Origin of the sequence: Ornithinibacillus proteolyticus, from assembly GCF_039581225.1 — a bacterium.
In the GTDB taxonomy this organism is placed as follows: domain Bacteria; phylum Bacillota; class Bacilli; order Bacillales; family Amphibacillaceae; genus Ornithinibacillus; species Ornithinibacillus massiliensis.
The window spans coordinates 101202-121652 of record NZ_JBCPXV010000005.1 but is presented as its reverse complement, the minus strand read 5'-3'; the positions used below and the strand labels follow the sequence as shown (position 1 = coordinate 121652).

The following is a 20451-nucleotide window of genomic DNA, read 5'->3' as shown; positions in this document are numbered from 1 at the left end:
CTGTAATAAAACCTTCTTCAATTGCTTGGAGGACAACTTTTTCAAATACATCCTCCAAAATATTGGACTCCACTAATTTCGTTAGGAGTCGAGAATAAGAGGATTCAGAAGGTACCCTATCTGAAACTAGGAACCCGCAATTTAGTTTAAAGGTAATATCATCCTTGAGGCGTTGAATAAGATCCTTTACCATCGGAATACGCTCAATATATCTAACGAAAATAGAGATAATCATGGCGGCATAGTTTAGTTCTTCCGGTGCGCCAAGTCGTGATTTTTTCGTTACTACATGATAGATTTTATCCAAGTCTATCGCTGCAATAATGGCATCATATTTTTGGGTAGGCTCCATGTCATATAATTCCTGGATGCCAAATAAACTTGGTTGTCGTATAATGGTCATAAGAAGCACTCCTTCAGTCTTTTTATGGTTGTATAGTCAACTACCATTATACAAGATTTGGGGAGGTGCTTCTTTTTTCAACTCTCAAAACCGTTGGGAGACATGGACTAAGAATTATGAAATTCATTCAACAGACAAAACAATAAATTATTATTAAACAGATCAACCTAAGCATACTTTTAAAGCAATAGTTTGTCATTATGCTTATAACGTGTACATATAAAATATAAGTAATAGTATCTAGGTAGTATACTTCTGCATCTAAGGTTGTATCTATTTTAGCAACGAATGAACAAATAGACTACCAAATATCAAATTTTTAGTTCTAATTAAACCTAGTTAACGTTTCGTGCAGACGAATTTTTTATTGTGGGATTCTTATGTCATAATAGAAGATATCAAAAGATAATAAGGAGAAAGCATGCAATGAACAATTATAAATTAACGATTCAGTATGATGGTGGCCGTTACAAGGGTTGGCAACGGCTTGGTAATAGCGACAATACGATTCAAGGGAAAATAGAAAATGTGTTAACAGAGTTGGCCGGAGAGAAGATTGAAATCATTGGATCTGGAAGAACGGATGCAGGTGTACATGCTCTTGCGCAAATCGCTAATTTTAAAATGCATAAAAATGCAACCGAAGAAGAAGTAATGGATTATTTAAATAGATATTTACCTCATGATATTAGCGTGGTGGATGTAACGTTAATGCATGATCGTTTTCATGCACGCTATAATGCCAAAGATAAAACCTATTTGTATAAAATTTGGAACATGCCCTATACACATCCTTTTATGCGAAAGTACAGTATGCATGTGCCGGAAAAGCTTGATATCGAAAAAATGAGAAAAGCATCTGAATATTTTCTAGGTAAGCATGACTTTACTTCCTATTCCAATGCAAAGTCGAAGAAAAAGTCCATGGTCCGTGAAATTTACTCACTTGAGATAATGGATAACGAGGGCTTTATCGAAATCGAAATACGAGGCAATGGCTACCTTTACAATATGGTGAGAAAAATGGTCGGAACGTTAATTGAAGTTGGATTAGGACAAAAAGATGCTGCTACCATACCAACTATTCTCGAATCAAAAGAAAGAATCCAAACAGGTCGTATGGCAGAAGCCGAGGGGTTGTATTTGATGAAGGTTGGTTTTTAAACGCTCACCTTATTTACAGCAGAGAATTTATCGGATGCAGTGAAGAGTGCAAGAATGATGTATATGTATTTGATAAATAATCTGGAAAGACAAGGTTCTTCAGAAAATAAAGCTTCGTAGTCTGTAGTTTTTGTTTGTCATTTAATTATTGTAGAACAACAATTGTAAAGCCTTATACCGGACATGATATGTCATATTATCTTATAAGGCCACTCTATGAATGTAGTAGTTATTTTGCTTAAATATATAGGAACATTTTTGTTCAAATTGTACTAGTTCTTATTTGATGTTCGCTGACCCATACCATAAATAAGACTTATGCTATAAATAGCACCAACTCCATACCAGTTAGGAGTGGTGCTATTTTTGATTTGCCATATAAACACAAAAAAAGTATCTATACTATTCATGTAATTGCTTCGACGCATCTACAGTCAAATTCGTATTTTCTCTACCTACTGTTTTTCTAGTTAAAGAAAAGACCGCACATCCTAAAGCGATGATAATAAGGATGCCACCAAACCAGGATGTATGAGAAACAGTTTCAGTTTGACTTAATACGATACCACCAAATGCTGAGCCAAGAGAAATACCTACTTGTAGTGCTGAATTATTAAAGCTTTGTTGAATATCAGACGTAGCAGGGTCTGTTTGAATCAAATAACTTTGTTGTGGTGGAGCTAGACTCCAGCTTAATGCCGCCCAGATCATCATAGTCGGTATGAATACAATAAGTGAAAACGTAGTGAATGGTAATAGGAATAACACTACAGCAAATGCAATGATTACTACCAGGATGCTTTTTGGTGCTCCAATCGAATCTGACAGTGTCCCTCCGAATGCACCGCCACTTACCGCTGCAATTCCAAATAGTAGATAACAGATGCTGATCCAACTGGAATTCAGCTGAAGTTCTGTTTCTAAAAAAGGAGTGAAGTAAGCATAAAGTGTGTAATGTCCTGCTAACATAAACATCGTTGCAAGATGTGCACTACCTATTTTTAAGCTACTAACTGCCTTTAATTGCTGTGAAAGTGGAACCGTGTTTTCCCCGGATAAACGCTCCAAAAAGATGGAAATAAGGACAAAGGAACCGATAGATAAAATAGCAATCCCAAGAAAAATAATGCGCCACCCAAATTTGTCGGAAATCAGAATTCCTAGTGGTACTCCCATGACAAGCGACGAACTAATTCCCATATAAATGAGACCAAGAGCCTTTGCTCGGTGTTCTGGTGAAACAACTTTTGCAGCTATGGTTAAGGACAGTACCACAATAAGTGCTGTACTCATAGCGGTTAAAACTCTTGCAATCATGATAAAGGTAAAATTCGGACTGAAATATGTCATGATATTACCAAGGAAGAAAATCGATAAGGATATAAGATATAACTTTTTTCGCTCCATTTTGCTAGTGATGACTAGTAACACCGGACCGGATATAGCATAAATAAGTGCAAAAACCGTGATTAGTTGTCCAGCAGAGCTTAATGAGATGTTTAAATCGTTTGCGATCGTCGGAAGTATTCCGCCAATGATTAATTCAACTAGTCCAACTGCTACAGTGGATAATGCTAGTATAAAAACTTTTAAATTCATATTCTGCTTTACGTCCTTTCTGATGAAAAATACTTTTAGGTAATAAAAAAACTGATTACAAAAAATGAATGATTCATTTTCTGTAATCAGGATTTTAAGGTTCCTGGTAGAGACCCTCATGCCATATTCTGAGGTTATACAGGTAATATTTATTTATAAGTGAGCACTTTGAACAGTTTACTAGCTATTGTCTAATTTTTCAAGTAGTAAATTTTTGGGTGTAATATACTATTGGATGAACTAGTTAGCGAGCCCTGTTATGAACAAAGTGTTTTCGATACTGTGTATTTCCGATGAATTACGCATTCATTTAGCCCTTATCCTCCAACCCCACAATCCTATTCATGATCAATCCCTGTTCCCGTTCCGCCACTTCATCAGAGATAATCTCTTTCCTTAATAAGTTATTAATCGCTTCATACTGCGCGTATAGCGAATGCTTCAGTAAGGCGATTTTCTGTTTTTCCTTCAGATCAGGATAGTTACGGAACAGTTCTTCTATATCACGGTGTAATGCCACACGTCGCTGTTCGTATTCATTGACCAGTTCTTTGGCTAGGAAATCCGATAAAAATAGATTCTTTTTCACTTTTGTAATTTCCTGAATGCCTGTCTCCAATTGTTGGGATCTAGCAATTAGTGTTTCATATTCTTCATAGCGTTTTTCTTTTTTGTTTACGCCTAATCGTGAAATAAGTGGCTTGATGGAAAGTCCTTGGACTACGAGGGAAAACAATACTACACTAAAAGCCATTAACAATATTTCTTCACGACCATCAAAAACCTTCGGAAGACTAAGTACAAGTGCGATTGATAAGGATCCCTTGAGACCACCCCAGTTCATAATATGCTTCCACGATACGGGAATGTTTCTAATAAAAAGAAGGCTACTATATACTGCAATACTTCTAGCGATTAGCACAATGAGAATAGCAAACAAAATAAATATCCAGTTCTCTGCAACGTTAATTCTCGTTATTTCTAACCCTACCATTAAGAAGACAAGAGAATTCGCAAGTAGAGCGGCAACATCCCAAAAGTTATTGATGTTTAATTTAGTAGTAGGACTCATACCAATTTTTGAACCATAGTTACCAAATATAAGGGCAGCAACAACGACTGCAATAACTCCTGATGCTTGAATGCTTTCAGCTACTAAAAAAGGCGCTGTAAAACAGAATAATACTAAAGATAATCTCTAATGGATAATCATCAAAGTATTTGGTCAAACGAGAGAACATGTAGCCTAGTAAAGCACCAGTTATCAATCCTAATGATATAACTTTTACAAACTCCCATAACCCATAACTAGCACCTATTAACCCTAGGTCTAGATAATAAATTAAAGAGAATGCCGATATGTTAAACAACACGACAGCCAGTCCATCATTAAACAAGCTTTCTCCTTCAATCACGGTAGCAAGCCTTTTCTTCACGCCTACGCTTTTAAATATGGACAAAACACTCACAGGGTCGGTTGCGCTCATTAATGCTGCAAATACAAATGCAGCAGGGATGGGAAATTGTAATAACCAAATTGAAGCAAAGCCGATAATAACAAAAGATAAAAGGGTTCCGCCAAATGCTAGAGCCAGAATTGGTTTCTTATTATCATTTAGTTGCGAAGAAGGCATCTTTAATGCAGCTTCACCTAATAAAGCAGGGAGAAACAGTGTAATAATGACAAAGTTAAACACTTCTCCTTCGGTAATAAATCTTATTAATGGTTGCAATACAGGGACATTGCTTAATCCAATAATCGCGCCGACAATGACTAGCGCAATCGGATAGGGTTGTTTAAATTTCTTTGCGATGGCTGTAATGCCAGCTGCAATCATTACTAAAAAAAGTCCTAGTTGAAAGATGTGATGTAAATCTAGGTCATGCACGCATAGTTCCTCCTCTGTTGCGTGAGTGATTATGGTATAGCTTTCCCCATCTATAGTTTCCTATTTCGTTCATATAAAAGTTTTAGTATCTCTAAATATGATTAATAAATTACAAACATTTTTAAAAATATTGAGTATGCGGTCGAAGCATCAAGATGATACCCATTTAATTGGTCGTTTTCTTTTTCATTTGATAAAATAGAGTAAATACTCTAATCTGTTAATTAGAGTATTTACTCTATTTCTGATGTGGAGGGAATATTGTTGAATAAGACGAAAGAAAAGGTTATAGAGACAGCTATTAGTATGTTCAATGAGGAGGGAACTGGTTCTGTCTCCACCAATCATATTGCGAAAGAACTCGGAATTAGTACAGGAAACTTATACTATCATTTCAAGAACAAAGAGGAAATTATCCGAGCGATATTAGACAGAATGATTCAAGAATGGGACATGGTTTGGCAGGTTCCAAGTCCTGATTGGCAGCCTACCCTAGAAGAGTTAAAGTCAATAATTAGACTTACCTTTCAATTACAGTGGAAATATCGTTTCTTCTATCGAGAACTTATTGTATTGATGAAGATTGACCCGCTATTAAAAGACAGACATCAACGCATGCAAGAACAACGTATGACGGAACAGAAGAAATTTTTCCAGTATTTTTTAGCGTCTGGTGTCTTGAATTTACAGCAGGATCAATCGCAAATGGACTCCCTATTAAAAGTTAGCTGGATGATTAGTAACTATTGGCTTGCTTTTCTGGAAACAAATGATGAGGAAGTTTCAGAAGAGAAGATAGAAGAAGGCATTCAACTAATTATGATGGTTATTCAGCCGTACATAAAATGAGAAGGAGCAAAGTAGATGAATCTAAAGGAGAACAAGGAGTTTGAAAGGCTATCGAGGAGAGTTTTTCTAAAGAGATTAGGGGGTGCTGTTCTTGTCATTTCCGTTGCAGGATTAGCATGGAGAATGATAGATCAAGGGGTATTTAGTACGGGGAAGGGACCTGCTTATGAAGCTTGGAATAGTAGTAAGGATAATCTAGAATCTGGTCCACTTGCCTTAGTAAACGATGCGATCCTAGCTTCTAATCCACATAACACACAACCATGGCTATTTAAAGTAACAGATTCGTTTATAGAAATATATGCAGATGAGAGCAGAAATCTTGGAGCATTTGATCCAATGAGAAGAGAAATGTTTATCGGTCTCGGTTGTGCCATTGAGAATATGATGTTATCTGCAAATGCACATGGTTATAATCCTAAATTAATCTATAAGCCTAGTATTACTGAACCAGACTGTATTGCTCGTATAGACCTTACACCGGGTGCAAAAAAAGATTCTCCATTATACCAAGAAATTCCACATCGACATACACATAGAGGGAAATATGATACGGACCGACAGATTTCGAAATCAATCCTTGCAGATATAAAGAATCTAATTGCAGATGAGAAAAAAGTAAAAATTTCCTGGATTACATCAACTGAGGAAAAGAAAAAAGTAGGAGATTCAATAGTAGAAGCAACAGAAGCCATCATAGCTGATGAGGAAATGAGTGCAGAGACTAATAAATGGTTTAAAGAAAATTGGAAAGACATTCAAGAAGAACGAGATGGGATTACCTTAGATGCACAGGGGAGTTCCTTTCTGATACGGATGCTTGGTAAAATATTACCTCCTATGTCACATGAGCGGAATGATCAATTTTGGCTATCCTCAACAGAGAGCGTTCATACAGCTACTGCCACAACTTATGGAATCGTTTCAATACGAGATTCTAGTGACAAAGAACAACTTGCAAGAGCGGGAAGAGCATGGCAAAGAATTCACCTATATGGAACAAAGCTTGGGCTCGGGATGCAACCTCTAAATCAAGTACATGAGATGGCTGATCGTGAGCTAGTACTTGGTACATCGGAACATTTCGGAACGGAGTTAAAGAATATTGTTGGAGACGCATCTTGGAAAGGGATATTCACATTTCGATGTGGTTACCCATTAAAGGAAACACATCCAAGTCCGAGGAGAGCAGTACGTGATGTCATCTTATAATCGGATTTATCGTAATGGTTTTCAATTAATCTAGTAAAGGGGTTGCTAGACTTGAGTACTTCTAAATTCATGCGTAAGGTGACGAGTTATCTAGGCAAGGCATTTTTGTACTTTGGTATGATAGTGTTCGTGTTACTTGTTGGAGGCTTCATCTCCGATCTACGTAATTTTGATCGTACAAAAGGGGGATATGAACCCCCATATGAAGATTATACAGGTGAACCAATAAATTTTGATGAACTAGACCAATCCAATGAAGGTATGATTGGCAGGGGCTATGTCATGAACATCGGCTTGAATTGTACAACAGGAATGATTTCTTTTGAGATATTTAAACAAAAGGTAGACTATCGGGTAGTTTCTGAGCGGGCAATAAAAGTCCACCAACCCCGTGAAGCGTGTATTAAGAGAGGATTTGAACCAGAATTCTAACTAGATGATAAATGGGAGTAGTCAATATTCATGCTAGATTACTCCCATTTGATTATAGAGATTCCGAACGTGAATCGAGTAAATCTAATAGACTAAAACTTGATTCTTTATGTTGGAGAAAGCGTTTAGAATTTGGTCGATGTGTTCTTCTTCATGGGTAGACATCAATCTAATTCGAATCATTTGCTGTCCTTCAGGAACGGCTGGGCTTACTGCGACGTTGGTATATACCCCGTGCTCCATCAGATCTCCCCATGTTTTAAATACTTGCATGTCATCGCCTAATATTATTGGGATAATCGGCACGATTCCGTCTGGCACATTATATCCAAGTGAGCGCAATCCGTCTCGAAGCGTTTGCGTTAGCGCTTGTATTTTATCGATACGTTCTGGCTCTTCAAGTAATATATCAAGCGCTGTCATAGCCGCCGCAACATTTGCAGAAGGTAAGCTGGCTGAGAAAATATAGGCAGAACTTGTATACGTTAAATAATGTATAAGCTCTTTACTTCCAGCAATAAATCCTCCAAAGGAACCAAATCCTTTTGAAAGTGTACCAACAATAATATCTACTTCATTATCTAAACCATAATAACTAGCTGTTCCAGCTCCGTTATTTCCGATTACACCAATTCCATGTGCATCATCAAGCATTATTTTTGCATTTGTTTTTCTAGCGGATTCCACCATATTTGGAAGATCAACTACCGTACCTGACATGGAAAATACGCCATCTGAAACGATTAGTTTTCCGTGATCATCGGGTGCTTTTTTTAGGCATTGATCTAGGTGACTCATATCATTATGTCTATAACGAATAATCTGGTCTTTATTCAGAAATGTCCCACGTGAAATTAATGCTGCTTGTACTATACTGTTATGGTTGTCTCGATCACTAAAAATGACATCATTTTTTCCTATTAAAGGAACAATAGCGCCTTGGTTAGTTTGATAACCGGTGTTAAAGGTGATGACAGCTTCTTTGCCAAGGAACTTCGCCAATTTTTCCTCAAGCTCTAGATGTAAATCCAAAGTTCCGTTATGTAACCGGCTGCCATTATTACCTATGCCATATTTACTTAGAGCTTGAATTGCTGCTTCTTTTACTCTATTATTTTGCGAAAAACCATGATAGTCACTAGAGCCTGCCATTACGACAGTTTTACCATCCATTTTCACAAGCGGTCCATTGTTCTCTTCAATTGTTGGATGGAAGGGAAATACGGAATTACGTAAAATATCTTTGGCCCTCGAATATGTCTTCACTTTATCGAATAGATCCAAGAAAATCCCTCCAAACTAATTTTTTTATTCTACGATTAAAGTATACCGCAAAAAAATGTTGGATTTTAAATATTTTGAATAAAAGGCAAATAATGTTGATAATTTGCTTTATTTGGAAAAATTTTGGATCTTTTTGTCCTTTCGTATAGGATAAGAAGAAAAGAATCGCTATGAAACGATTCTTTTCTTCCTGGTTATAATTTATCTTTATATTGATATTCTAGCCGTTCTCCTAATCTACTTAGTATTTCATTCGTAATCGTACCGCACTTATCAGCTATTTCTTCACAACGAATTTGTTTATCTCCATCCGTACCGATAATCGTAACAATATCATTCTGTTTGACTTCGTTTATATGGGAAACGTCAATGATTAATTGATCCATACATATTCTCCCGATGATTGGTGCCTTTTTCGAATGGAGTAATACGTATGCATCATTATCAGACAGCTGTCTTGGAATTCCGTCTGCATAGCCTATGGTGACAGTGGCTATCTTCATTTTCGACTTTGTTTGATATTGTCTCCCATATCCAATCGCCTACCCTGAATCAATTTCTCTAATAACTGCTATTCGGGTCTTTAAAGATAATACTGGTTTTAAATGAATTGTAGTAACGGTTTTCCCTGGGGTGCTTAATACCCCGTATAAGGCGATTCCAGCACGTGCATAGTCACAAGTTAAATCGGGGTAATTAAATATTCCATAACTTGATTGGATATGTAGCTTTCCAGGGTGATATCCGTTCTCCTTTAGAGAATCGATTAACTGGTAGAATCGCTGTATCTGCTGTTTGCTTTACTGAATGTCTTCGTCTAGTAAACGATCAGAAGCAGATAAATGGGTAAAAACTCCTGCCACTTTTAAATTGGCACAATGGAATACTTTTTCGATTTCGATACGGTTTTCGACGGGAATACCAAGCCTGTGCATACCGGTATCAATTTTTATATGAACAGTAATCAGTTTCGGATAGTCATTTAACAGTTTTGCATAGGGGTAATCTACTACGGTTTGTATTAGCTTGTATTTTACTAAATACGAGAAATCTTTTGGATTGGTATATCCAAGAATTAGAATGTCTCCTTTTATCCCATTCTGTCGTAGTCGTATCCCCTCTGATATAGTAGCAACTGCAAACGCCTTTATTCCAGTCCTCATTAATTCACGTGCAATGATGACGTCCCCATGTCCATACGCATTTGCTTTAACCACAGCCATTAAATCACATTGGCTTGGAAGGGTCTGGTTAAGCTCCTTCACATTGTGTCTAAGTGTTCCAAGGTCAATTTCAATCCATGCTCTACTGTCGGGGGATACATGATTCTCTTTTTTGGTATTTGAAAATAACAGAACTAGAATTATCGATACTAAAAGTGAGACCCCGCAAACTACCAAATAATGAATAAGACTGTGGTAGATTAATAGTTGTTCCTGATTCATAACTTTAGCAAATCCACGTACTAGAATAATAATCCAAGGGTGAATCAAGTAGAGGAAGAGCGATAGGTTACGTAGTGTTTTACTACTTTTTCCTGGTAGCTTTTTCAATAAAAGAAATAAATAATACATGCAAGGTACGAGTAAGATGTACATACTATCATGCCTTTGCCAGGAATGACTATGTAGTAAAAGTCCCTCCATTATAAATAAACTACCCGATGAAAATAGTCCGATCAGGATATGCCGCGTGGAATAACTTGGATTATCTTTTGCGATTGTTATTCCTAAAATAAGGAAGATAGGAGCGAAAAATAACCCATTTCTCGTGTAATCAACTATAGTAAAGATGGACTCATAGAAGGAAGCTAGGGAATTGGTGGTTTCAACAAGGCCATAATAGCTGTCACCAAGAAGTCCAATTCCATATAATAAAATTACCCCAATCCAAGAAGCCCTAAGTCCAAATCGTTGTATACCAAATGTTACAATTAGAATGCCGACAATCATCGCAGGTAAGTACCAGAGGTGATAAAACGTGCCATCAAATAAAATATCTTTAACAAGCTTATTCCAGGAGAACGTATCCTGAAAATAACCAGAATAGTAATTTACAGGTAAGAAAAGCAGGATTGAAAGCCCATAGATAGTACTTATCTTAATGACAGAGCTTCTAATATAGGAACGGTCTTTATTCTGGATTGCTTGGTATAGAAAATAACCCGTTACCATCATAAAAAATGGAACTGCTACACGCCCCACAATACGAGTGAGAATGAAATCAGCCGTTTCATTTATGCTATACAATGGGGAGGTGTGAATAGCAATTACTAGAAATGCTGCGATGACACGGAATATGTCTAGGGATCCTGTTTTATTGAATTGCATAAAGTCACCCCCAGGTCGTTATGATAAAGCCATCTACATTATTTCCTGATACTTGATAATAGCAGTGGTCTGGTATGTCAATTGTTATTGGATGTGACTCTGCCTTAAGAAAGCTAATTTCTATTTTTTGATTACCTTTGAGATAATGATAGTGTTTCACTCCAAAGGTATAATCTTTGATAAATGCGATATATTCTTCTAAACAAAGTTGCTGTTCCTGCATGATTTGTGCATGCGGATATCCAACATAACGAAAATGCCATGGCTCATGAGAGATTCCAGTAACCGCTTCTTTGTCCAACCCATATCGTTCAATAAAGCCAAATTCTGCTGCTTTTTTACGGAACTTCCCAGCAATTCCAGAATAGGAGAAGTGGGGTCTGATGAAATCAATATTCTCAGCACGTTCGCCCAAATCAATAGCTAATCCTGTTTGGTGTTCACTACAATTTGGTAAGGCTACATATTTTTCGGTAAATCGTATACCGTTTTCTAATATAGAAGATTGAAAGATTTCCTCTTGTTCTTTTTGGTTACGATAGCCACTAACTAAGACGATTTTTTCTTTGGCAGAAATGGAATCGAGTAACTGGTTTAGTAGATTTGCAGTGTTCTTCTCTAACTGGATTCGACTAGACTCTATTCCAATAGGTAGAAATTTCCTGGTAAAATATGCATTATTTTGGATAGGATGTTCTCTGTTAACAAGTATTTGATAGCCTTTATGTATGTCTGCTTGTTGTAATGTCATTTCAGTCATTTTTCTAAACCTACTTGAATGAGCTTGTCTAGAAGATCGGCAAACTCTAATCCAATTCCTTTCATCATGTTCGGGTATCTACTATGTGTCGTAAAGCCAGGAAACGTATTAACTTCATTGAAGACAATCTCATTATCTGGCGTTAGGAACATATCTACCCGTGCTAGTCCGCTACAGCCCAAAGTTCGGTAAATAGTGATTGCTGCTTCTTTTACTTTTTTCTTAACCTCTTGATCAATGCGAGCCGGGACATGAATCTGGGATAGTTCAAGGGAGTATTTTTCCTTATAGTCAAAAAATCCCCCTGGCACTTCTACTTCATCTACTAGGCCAATGGTTAAGTCTCGATTACCTAAAATAGCACAGCCAACTTCAAAGCCCTCAATATTTTCTTCAATGATTACTTCCTCATCATATAGAAAGGCTTCTTTTATAGCGTTTGATAGCTCCTTTTTCTGATAAACTTTAGTGATACCATGTGAAGAACCTGCTTTGACCGGTTTTACATATAAAGGATAGCTTAATTGATTTGTTCTCTCGAAGATTTCCGTTAGTGAACAGTTCCTAGTAAATACAACAGATGAAGGTGCTTTAATTCCAGTCATGGCAACTAATTGATGGGCTTTGTCCTTGTCCATACATAATGCAGAAGATAAGGTATCGCATCCAACAATCGGGATGCCAGATAGTTCTGCCATTCCCTGAAGTGTTCCATCCTCGCCATATCTCCCATGAAGAATAGGAAAGATTACATCGATTACGGTTGTTTGAACGGTTCCATCCTTTTTGAATTCAATTAATTTATTCTCGTATCTGTCGGGGGAAATCACTACCGAATAACAATTTGAATCGTCTTCATACCAAGTATTGTTGCGAATGTGGTCAACATCTCCTTGATAACGAAGCCATTTTCCAGTCTTCGTAATCCCGATTAATATCGGTTCATATTTTTCCTTATTTAGATTAGTAATAATGGCATGGGCGGATTGTAGTGAAACCTCATATTCACTGGAATATCCACCAAATATAACAGCAACATTTATTTTTCCCATTTGATATGCTCCTTTTCTATGTTTTCGTTACAAAAAAAACACTTTCTAACTTGATACGTATATCGTACCAAGCTAAAAAGTGTTATTCTTTCGTATTTCATCAAGAAAAACTACTAAATTTCTCTTTAATTTCTTACAAAATTCCTACGAAAGGTTTGGAATATAGATGTTGAATTCAATTCTTTCATTGGAACTTGAAACAGATATAGTTCCTTGGTGTAATTCAACAATTTCTTTTGCAATGGCTAAACCTAAACCAGCTCCCCCTGTATTAGTACGTCCAGAAAATAAAATAGAATTCTTTTCCAATTAATAAAAAGAATGACGATAAATCCTATAATCCAGCAAGCCGTAAGGAATAAGATTGGATTATTATTAATTGGACTAAGTATTAATTCATATATGTATTCACCCGGATACCAGATGAATCTTGAAAATAAGAATCCCGCTATGAAATATGTAAATATTAACAGTGCTGTAAAAATAACGACCATATATACGAATCTAAGAAATATAGCTCTTGTTAAGTCTTTTGCTAAATAATCTCGCTTATTCAATCGTATAACCAACTCCCCAAACGGTTTTAACAAACTTAGGATTTCTAGCCTTTTCATTCATCTTTTCCCGTAGACGACCAATATGGGCCATTACGGTGTTATTGTTATCGATGTATTTTTCTCCCCAAACTGCTTCGAATAGCTCTTCAGATGAAACCACTTTGCCTTTATTTTCACAAAGGTACCATAAGATGGAGAACTCTAAAGGGGTGAGGGCTAGCTGTTTTCCATAGAGGAAACATTTATGCTTATCTTTGTTAATGTACAATCCAGAAAAATCATATACCTTCTCACTAGAAACCGTCATGTTTTCAGTTGATTCGGTATGATTATATCGTTTGTATCTTCTTAATTGTGCTTTAACTCGTGCTACCATTTCAAGTGGATTAAATGGTTTCGTTATATAATCATCTGCACCAAGTGTAAGTCCAGTGATTTTATCGATATCTTCTATTTTAGCGGTTAGCATAATAATCGGATAATGATAATGGTCTCTAATCCGCTGGCATAGCGTGAAACCGTCTACTTCAGGCAACATAATATCTAATAGTGCTAAATCAAAAGTAGTAGATTCAATACTTGCTAATGCATCTTTCCCATTAGCATATTTATGAACGTTAAAGCCTTCATTCGTAAGATAGACTTCGATTAAATTTGCAATTTCGTATTCATCCTCTACAACAAGTACTTCTGCTGTCATGTTCTCACCTTCAATGTTAATGGATTAGACTGTAACTCAATTGGATTATATCATAATTTGATTGGAAGGAACTGTTAATTCCTGCTTTGTTCAGGTTAGGAAGATTAGTATGAAAATAAAAAGATAGACCATTGGAGCTCCAATGGTCTATTAGCTTGTTGGTAAAAGGATTAATAATTAGCTGTCTAGTTTAGAGGTGTACAATTTTTTAACATAATCTGTTAATCAGTCATACTCTTCATAGTCTTTTTTCCTTAGCACTTCTTTTGGTACTTCAATACCTTTTGAGCCTCTTATATCTACTTCCTCTTCTTCTCGCGGATAATAAATGATGAAGCTTTCTGGTTTGACAATTGCTAATTTCTTCGGTAACTCTTCAAGCTCTGGATGCCAAGCAACTGTGCCTCTTCTTGCACTTAAAATAACAATAATATCGTCCTCTACTAACCTTGTTTCCAGACCTTCCTGCAACGCTTTCCAGCTATCTATTGTTCGTATCTCGGTAGGAGGCTCTGGTTTAATTTGCTTCAGATATGCTTCATATGTGTCAGTTGAATCGTTTATAACTAAAACTAATAAGGAAGCACTTAGGCTCGCAGTTAATCGTTTAATTCGTTCCAATGCATCCATAAATCCTGGTTTATGATCTGCCCCATACGGAATAATTAAAATAATTCGTCTCGTTGTTTGTAATGGGTGGCCTAACTTGGTAACTAATACCGTTTGTGTTGTTTGGTCAACAAAGCGATCAATAACACTTCCAAATAATTTATTTGAGTTTCTCTCGGCATCCCATCCAATTACAACCGTATTAATTCTTTCTTCTGCAATGGCTCTAATGATGCCGTTTGACACGTTCTGATCTACCCTAGTTATCGGTCGAACTGGTATCTCGGCACCAGCAGCATACATAACGGCGTGCCCTAACATTTTTTCAGCTTGAGCAACCTCATCATGTGCGGTAGTAATATCCTTTTGAACGACAGTTAGAGGATACAAAGGCTGTTCATCTGTATGTGAATGCTTAATCATATTTGCAAGATCAAGTAACGATTCCATTGTCTCTGGATTGGCCAAAGGGATAAGAACACGTTCAGGACTTTGTTTTCTTTCACTCGGCTTTTGTTCTTCTTTTAAGGCTAATTTTCTACCGTATTTTTCCACGAAATATGGTCCTACAATACAAGTTATTAAAATCATGATAATAACAGCATTCACTGTTGCTTGGTCCAATAGTCCAACCTCAAAACCAACTAATGTGGAAGCAAGTGTAGCTGCCGCCTGTGGAATAGTTAACCCAATCATGACATTACGTTCTTTTTTAGAGTAGTTATAAATCTTGCTAATAATGAGCGGTGCTAGTGCTTTTCCTATAATGACAGAAAGAACAATTGCTCCTGTGATAATCCATGCTCTTGGGTTGTTGAATAATACACTTAAATCCATCAACATCCCAACAGATAATAAGAAGAATGGGATAAATAGTGCATTACCTAAAAAGCGTATTCGATTCATTAATGTTCCATGTTCAAGTACAAAACGATTTAATGCTAAACCTGCTAAGAATGCCCCAATGATTGGTTGCATGCCAGCAATAACCGCTAAAAATCCGGAAACAAAGAGAATAACCATAACATATGTAAAATTCATTACACCTTCGTTTTCAGAGTTTCGGAAAAACCATCTAGATAATATTGGAGTTCCCCAAAGAATAATGAGTACAAATACGATTAATGAGATTGTCATTTTTATCCAAAAATGAAGTGATAATTGGCCGGCAGCAGCACCGGTAACTACTGCTAATATTAATAAAGCGAAGGTATCTGTTAGAAGTGTACCTCCAACAGCAGTGGTCACTGCCTTGTTTTTCGCAATTCCAAGTCTACTGGCAATAGGATAAGCAAGAAGTGTGTGCGAGCCGAGAATGGAACCAAGAAGGATGGAAGCTGTTAAGCTATAATCAAATATAAGACCGACACAAGTTCCTAAGACAAGTGGAATAGTAAAGGAGATGGATCCAAATAAAATACTTCTTCCCCGATACTTTTTAAAGCCATCAATATCTAGCTCTAAACCTGCAATAAAAATGATAAATAGTAATCCGATTGTACCTAATAATACAATGGTCTGATCTCGTTCAAGAAGATGAAAACCATTCGGGCCAATAATGACTCCGGCAAGAATTGGGCCAATAATGCCAGGGATTCTCAGTTTTTTCATCAATATTGGAGTAATTAAAAAGATAACCATTGCGATAGCAAATATAATAACCGGTTCTTCAATTGGAAGCTTTATCAATAAATCTCCCTCCTTAATAAATTTTTTATAGTAGCCCCTTTAAAGTATCAATTTAAAATTCTACTATATAATATTTTAAACAAATTTATTCATTAAATGTCTTTTAATATTGGGTATAAAATTCCTCCTAATTTATTATTTAAATCTAACATAACAGTGTAAGCGTTTTTACTGCTAGCGATAAATAAGGTGAACTATAAGTAGCGTAAGATTAGGAGGGAAGAGGATAGTAACGTTGTTTTATTTAGCAGTGCAGTCACTGGACTTGGTGAGCTACAGCATTACAGTTAGCTACTGAAGATTATCGTTTAAGCTTGGTAGATTATAACGAGAAGGATGGAAGAAACAGCAGAAAGTGTAAAAGAGCTAGGAGCTGAAGTGATTTTGTAAAAGCCGATGTGTTGAAAGAAGAGGATGTGCAACATTATGTAGCTCAAACAGTGGACGCTTTTGAGATTACTTCCGTACGTTCTATAGTCTTAATAAGGATAGCTATCAGGAGAAGTTAGATGATGAAAAAGTGGTTTAGGGAAGAAGGAAGTTTCTTTTTCGTATATAAAAAAGAAGCAGAACCAAACTACCATTAAAAGCAGTTAAATATGGAGGTCCGTAATGAGTGATCAAAAAACCCCTAAACCTGATAATCGAAAGAATAATGTGGAAAGATTACACGATATGATGGAAAGAACAGAAGCAAAATTACACGAGGCAGAAATGAGTATGGAGCATGTAAGTCCAGAAGAACAAGAGCGCATCAAACAGAAAAATGAACATAGAAAACAATCTATCAAAGCGATGAAGGAAGAGATGCTAGACGAAATGAATGACCGAATGAATGGGGATATTTAAGCGAGTTTTCGGATCATTTAGGTGAAAATTCTGTTTTGCCAATAGGGGGCTTTTTTGGCTGCTGAGAAAGTAAAGTTGTTATAAACGAACACGATGAAAAAGATGGGAGAAAGTGCTCCTCTATGCTCAAAATGAGTAGGAATGAGTGGTAGAGGTAACAGAGAGAGTCTCAGTTACCAAAATGAGGAAGGAGAGCGAAAAAAGGTAACAGAGAGCGCGTATCAGTTACCAAAAAGAGGAAGGATAGCCGAAAAAGGTAACAGAGAGCGCGTATCAGTTACCAAAAAGAGGAAAGTCAAACCGAAAAAGGTAACAGAGGGAGCCCTTCAGTTACCAAAAAGAGGAAGGAAAGCTGAAGAAAGTAACAGAGAGAGAGTCCTTCAGTTACCAAAAAGAGGAAGGATAGCGAAAAAGGTAACAGGGAGCGCCCCTCAATTACCGAAATGAGGAAGGAAAGCCAAAAAAGGTAACCGAGAAGTCGGATGCCCGATTTCTTAATTAACCGTGCAGAAGAAAACTACCACATTGCATAAAGACGAGCGAATGTGGTAGTTTTCAAACTGCTGGTGAGTTGCTGTTTTACTAAGTGTATTGGCTACTAATCTTTTTAACTGTTTAATAGTAAGGATAATATGGTGCCCCATATCCATAAAACGGATAACCATATCCATACGGAGGGATTAGGGCGCTTCCTAATAGCCCACCTAATACGCCTCCAATAAATGGTGCTCCAAACCCATATCCATATCCATACCCGAATGGTCGACCAAAACCGAACGGTCTACCGAATCCAAATGGCCTTCCGAAAGGCCGAGGTCTAAATGCTCTTTCGTCGTTTTGTGTTTGCATGGAATATAATCCTTCATACATCTATATGTTCCTCCTTAAAAAGATCTTTTAAGTGATTAATTGGCCCATATGGTAATGTATGTAAGGGAATGGAGATTGCTTGGGTATCAACCTAGGAATAGGTACAAATTTTAGTAAGCATAGCAGTTATTTGACTAACTTCTTTATTATATCTTTATTTCTTTCTTCAAAAACCTCATTATGTGAGGAGACCATAGCCATTTCATTAGCTTTCGGTTCAATAAACAGCTTTGCCCTGTTAACGGCGTTGGCAGCATCTTGGAATGCCCCAGCTATTAAATGTAATTTGCCATCGTGCTTTAAAATATCCCCAGCCGCAAAAAGGCCAGGGATCGATGTTTCGCTCATCGAAGTGCCCTCGATGTAAAAGTCATCAATTAAATTAATATCCAGTGGACTATTTTTTATAAGGGATATATCTTGATCAAATCCATGGTTAATCAAGACATGGTCTACCTCCAGTTGAATAGCTTCACTCGTTTTATCGTTATGTAGTTCTACATATTCAATTTTATCCTGGTTCTTGTTTGCTAAGAAATTAGTTATCGATGTATGGAAAAGACATTCTGCGGAACTATTTAATAATTGTATAATTTGTGCTTCATGTCCCTTTAAATGCTCTTCATCTTTTCGATAGGTAAGATATACTTTTCTGGCGATTGGCTCTAATTCATTTGCCCAATCAATAGCTGTATTACCACCACCTGATATGAGAACCGTCTTGTCCTTAAACTTCCTTAACGATTTTATCGTATAGTGAAGGTTTGAAATCTCAAAGCGCTCGGCACCTTTTATATTAATCTTTTGTGGGCGTAAAATACCACTTCCAGTTGCAATGATAACGGTTTGAGACAAATGCTCTTTCCCAGATGACTCCGTTAGTAGGAACTGTCCGTCGTCAAGTTTTTGAATAGATTCTACTTTCGCATTTAATACGACTGTTGGATTGAAGGTTAAACCCTGCTCCACGATTTGATCGATCAATTTCGCACCTGTAACAGGTGTTAGCCCCCCGACATCCCATATCATTTTTTCTGGATAAATATGTACTTTTCCACCTAAATGTGGTTGGAAATCGATAATCTTTGTTTTCATATTTCGTATTCCACTATAAAATGCAGCAAAGAGTCCTGCAGGGCCCCCGCCAACTATTGTTACATCAAATATGTCATTAGACATGATCTACCGCTCCTCGATTATCATCATTGGTTTATCACCATAACAAACTTTTTTAAATCTTCAATTGACAATGAGAATCATTTTCATTATATTATTGATTGTAAACGAAAATGAGAATCATTATCAACACTTTTTTCGATTTTTCTGCAGAAGGAATACAATAATCTTTCCAGCCTGCAAAGAAAAGCTACTATTGGTTAAAGTGGAAGTTTTTCTATTATGGGAGGTAATTATGCATAGATTACATACGGACCGTGTGCGTCTAGGGTATGGGGAACGAATCATTATAGATGACCTATCACTTGCAATTCCCGATAAGAAGATAACAACTATTATCGGATCAAATGGTTGTGGGAAGTCGACATTATTAAAAGCGCTAACACGTATCATTTCTCATCAATCCGGAGCAATTATGTTAGATGGCAAAAGCATTTTAATAGAGAATACGAGATTACTAGCAAGAAAAATGGCCATTCTTCCACAAACTAATGAAATTCCGGTAGGTTTAACGGTTGGAGAGCTAGTATCTTATGGACGGTTTCCTTATCAAAAGGGATTTGGTAGATTAAATCAATCCGATTTGGATGCTATTGACCGGGCCTTGGAGAAAACAGGGACAGCCGAATTTAAGTATGAATCCGTGGATTCGTTATCAGGAGGACAACGGCAACGGGTTTGGATTGCTATGGCGCTCGCGCAGGAAACAGAGATTATCTTCTTAGACGAACCGACTACCTATCTAGACATGGCACATCAATTAGAGGTGTTGGAACTTTTACAACAATTGAATAAGGAGGAGGGAAGGACAATTGTAATGGTGCTGCATGATTTAAATCAAGCTGCACGATTTGCTGATTATATTATTGCGTTAAAAGACGGCAAAATTGTTCGTTCTGGTTCTAGTGAAGAAGTGATTAATCATGAAGTACTGAAGGAAGTTTTTCAGATAGATGCGGTGGTTGAAAAAGACCCGAGAACCAATAAACCGATTTGTATTACCTATAATTTAATTAAGGGAGCGTAA

16 protein-coding genes, 3 pseudogenes and 1 riboswitch are annotated in these 20451 nt (G+C 36.8%); of the genes and pseudogenes, 6 read left to right on the top strand and 13 right to left on the bottom strand.

The genetic code is table 11. The features are described 5' to 3' along the window. The coding region (locus AAIB49_RS04525) for a transposase (RefSeq protein WP_343457325.1) at window positions 1-403 on the bottom strand (403 nt) is incomplete at its 3' end. Between the two features lie 426 nt (window positions 404-829). Here AAIB49_RS04525 and truA point away from each other — a divergent pair. Further along, entirely contained in the window at window positions 830-1567 is a 738-nt protein-coding gene (gene truA / locus AAIB49_RS04520; RefSeq protein ID WP_343457324.1) for a tRNA pseudouridine(38-40) synthase TruA, read from the top strand. Window positions 1568-1969: 402 nt separating this feature from the next. On the opposite strand, the gene AAIB49_RS04515 is transcribed toward truA, so the two are convergent. Both AAIB49_RS04515 and AAIB49_RS04510 read right to left on the bottom strand, forming a co-directional pair. Then, window positions 1970-3166, bottom strand: a complete 1197-nt coding sequence (locus AAIB49_RS04515) for an MFS transporter (protein WP_343457323.1) — start codon at window positions 3164-3166, stop codon at window positions 1970-1972. 63 nt (window positions 3167-3229) lie between these two features. After that, window positions 3230-3328: riboswitch (purine riboswitch) on the bottom strand. A gap of 148 nt (window positions 3329-3476) precedes the next feature. Further along, window positions 3477-5004: pseudogene (locus tag AAIB49_RS04510) on the bottom strand (Na+/H+ antiporter). Window positions 5005-5319: 315 nt separating this feature from the next. On the opposite strand from AAIB49_RS04510, the gene AAIB49_RS04505 reads away from it, so the two are divergent. The 3 genes from AAIB49_RS04505 to AAIB49_RS04495 are packed head-to-tail and all read left to right on the top strand — an operon-like array spanning window position 5320 to window position 7548. Beyond that, entirely contained in the window at window positions 5320-5904 is a 585-nt protein-coding gene (locus tag AAIB49_RS04505; protein WP_343457322.1) for a TetR/AcrR family transcriptional regulator, read from the top strand. A 15-nt stretch (window positions 5905-5919) separates the two neighbouring features. Continuing rightward, the gene (locus tag AAIB49_RS04500; protein ID WP_343457321.1) at window positions 5920-7116 is read left to right on the top strand and encodes an Acg family FMN-binding oxidoreductase; all 1197 of its coding nucleotides are present in this window, start codon (window positions 5920-5922) and stop codon (window positions 7114-7116) included. 51 nt (window positions 7117-7167) lie between these two features. Next, a complete protein-coding gene (locus AAIB49_RS04495; protein WP_343457320.1) occupies window positions 7168-7548 on the top strand; it encodes a hypothetical protein in 381 nt (126 codons plus the stop codon). An 84-nt stretch (window positions 7549-7632) separates the two neighbouring features. On the opposite strand, the gene AAIB49_RS04490 is transcribed toward AAIB49_RS04495, so the two are convergent. From AAIB49_RS04490 to AAIB49_RS04455, 8 genes and pseudogenes are all read right to left on the bottom strand, one after another. Continuing rightward, complete coding sequence (locus AAIB49_RS04490) at window positions 7633-8832, bottom strand: aminotransferase class I/II-fold pyridoxal phosphate-dependent enzyme (RefSeq protein WP_343457319.1); 1200 nt, start codon at window positions 8830-8832, stop codon at window positions 7633-7635. A 194-nt stretch (window positions 8833-9026) separates the two neighbouring features. Then, on the bottom strand, window positions 9027-9371 hold the full coding sequence (locus tag AAIB49_RS04485; RefSeq protein ID WP_343457328.1) for an alanine racemase C-terminal domain-containing protein: 345 nt from the start codon (window positions 9369-9371) through the stop codon (window positions 9027-9029). Between the two features lie 3 nt (window positions 9372-9374). Then, window positions 9375-11162: pseudogene (gene alr, locus AAIB49_RS04480) on the bottom strand (alanine racemase). A 4-nt stretch (window positions 11163-11166) separates the two neighbouring features. Then, window positions 11167-11922 carry a D-alanyl-D-alanine carboxypeptidase family protein gene (locus AAIB49_RS04475; protein WP_343457318.1) on the bottom strand — a complete coding sequence of 252 codons (756 nt, stop codon included), beginning with the start codon at window positions 11920-11922 and terminating at the stop codon, window positions 11167-11169. Then, window positions 11919-12974 carry a D-alanine--D-serine ligase VanG gene (vanG, locus tag AAIB49_RS04470; RefSeq protein ID WP_343457317.1) on the bottom strand — a complete coding sequence of 352 codons (1056 nt, stop codon included), beginning with the start codon at window positions 12972-12974 and terminating at the stop codon, window positions 11919-11921. The genes AAIB49_RS04475 and vanG overlap by 4 nt, the downstream gene beginning before the upstream one ends. Window positions 12975-13118: 144 nt before the next feature. Further along, window positions 13119-13259: pseudogene (locus AAIB49_RS04465) on the bottom strand (ATP-binding protein); the annotation flags it as partial. A gap of 264 nt (window positions 13260-13523) precedes the next feature. After that, complete coding sequence (gene vanR, locus AAIB49_RS04460; protein ID WP_343457316.1) at window positions 13524-14231, bottom strand: VanR-ABDEGLN family response regulator transcription factor; 708 nt, start codon at window positions 14229-14231, stop codon at window positions 13524-13526. Window positions 14232-14456: 225 nt separating this feature from the next. Then, the gene (locus AAIB49_RS04455; RefSeq protein ID WP_339216919.1) at window positions 14457-16529 is read right to left on the bottom strand and encodes a cation:proton antiporter; all 2073 of its coding nucleotides are present in this window, start codon (window positions 16527-16529) and stop codon (window positions 14457-14459) included. 612 nt (window positions 16530-17141) lie between these two features. On the opposite strand from AAIB49_RS04455, the gene AAIB49_RS04450 reads away from it, so the two are divergent. Further along, a complete protein-coding gene (locus tag AAIB49_RS04450; protein ID WP_339216917.1) occupies window positions 17142-17378 on the top strand; it encodes a small acid-soluble spore protein Tlp in 237 nt (78 codons plus the stop codon). A 615-nt stretch (window positions 17379-17993) separates the two neighbouring features. On the opposite strand, the gene AAIB49_RS04445 is transcribed toward AAIB49_RS04450, so the two are convergent. Together AAIB49_RS04445 and AAIB49_RS04440 are read right to left on the bottom strand one after the other, a co-directional pair. Continuing rightward, window positions 17994-18248 (bottom strand): hypothetical protein, encoded by a 255-nt coding sequence (locus AAIB49_RS04445; RefSeq protein ID WP_445254524.1) that lies wholly within the window; start codon window positions 18246-18248, stop codon window positions 17994-17996. A 126-nt stretch (window positions 18249-18374) separates the two neighbouring features. Beyond that, window positions 18375-19430 carry an NAD(P)/FAD-dependent oxidoreductase gene (locus tag AAIB49_RS04440; RefSeq protein WP_343457327.1) on the bottom strand — a complete coding sequence of 352 codons (1056 nt, stop codon included), beginning with the start codon at window positions 19428-19430 and terminating at the stop codon, window positions 18375-18377. A gap of 229 nt (window positions 19431-19659) precedes the next feature. On the opposite strand from AAIB49_RS04440, the gene AAIB49_RS04435 reads away from it, so the two are divergent. Further along, window positions 19660-20451, top strand: coding sequence for an ABC transporter ATP-binding protein (locus tag AAIB49_RS04435; protein WP_343457315.1), 792 nt, complete (start codon window positions 19660-19662; stop codon window positions 20449-20451).

Bases quoted from the DNA above. Each gene is read 5' to 3' on its own strand.
- truA (WP_343457324.1), top strand. From the start codon at position 830: ATGAACAATTATAAATTAACGATTCAGTATGATGGTGGCCGTTACAAG.
- AAIB49_RS04515 (WP_343457323.1), bottom strand. From the start codon at position 3,166: ATGAATTTAAAAGTTTTTATACTAGCATTATCCACTGTAGCAGTTGGA.
- AAIB49_RS04500 (WP_343457321.1), top strand. From the start codon at position 5,920: ATGAATCTAAAGGAGAACAAGGAGTTTGAAAGGCTATCGAGGAGAGTT.
- AAIB49_RS04475 (WP_343457318.1), bottom strand. From the start codon at position 11,922: ATGACTGAAATGACATTACAACAAGCAGACATACATAAAGGCTATCAA.
- vanG (WP_343457317.1), bottom strand. From the start codon at position 12,974: ATGGGAAAAATAAATGTTGCTGTTATATTTGGTGGATATTCCAGTGAA.
- vanR (WP_343457316.1), bottom strand. From the start codon at position 14,231: ATGACAGCAGAAGTACTTGTTGTAGAGGATGAATACGAAATTGCAAAT.
- AAIB49_RS04450 (WP_339216917.1), top strand. From the start codon at position 17,142: ATGAGTGATCAAAAAACCCCTAAACCTGATAATCGAAAGAATAATGTG.
- AAIB49_RS04445 (WP_445254524.1), bottom strand. From the start codon at position 18,248: ATGTATGAAGGATTATATTCCATGCAAACACAAAACGACGAAAGAGCA.
- AAIB49_RS04435 (WP_343457315.1), top strand. From the start codon at position 19,660: ATGCATAGATTACATACGGACCGTGTGCGTCTAGGGTATGGGGAACGA.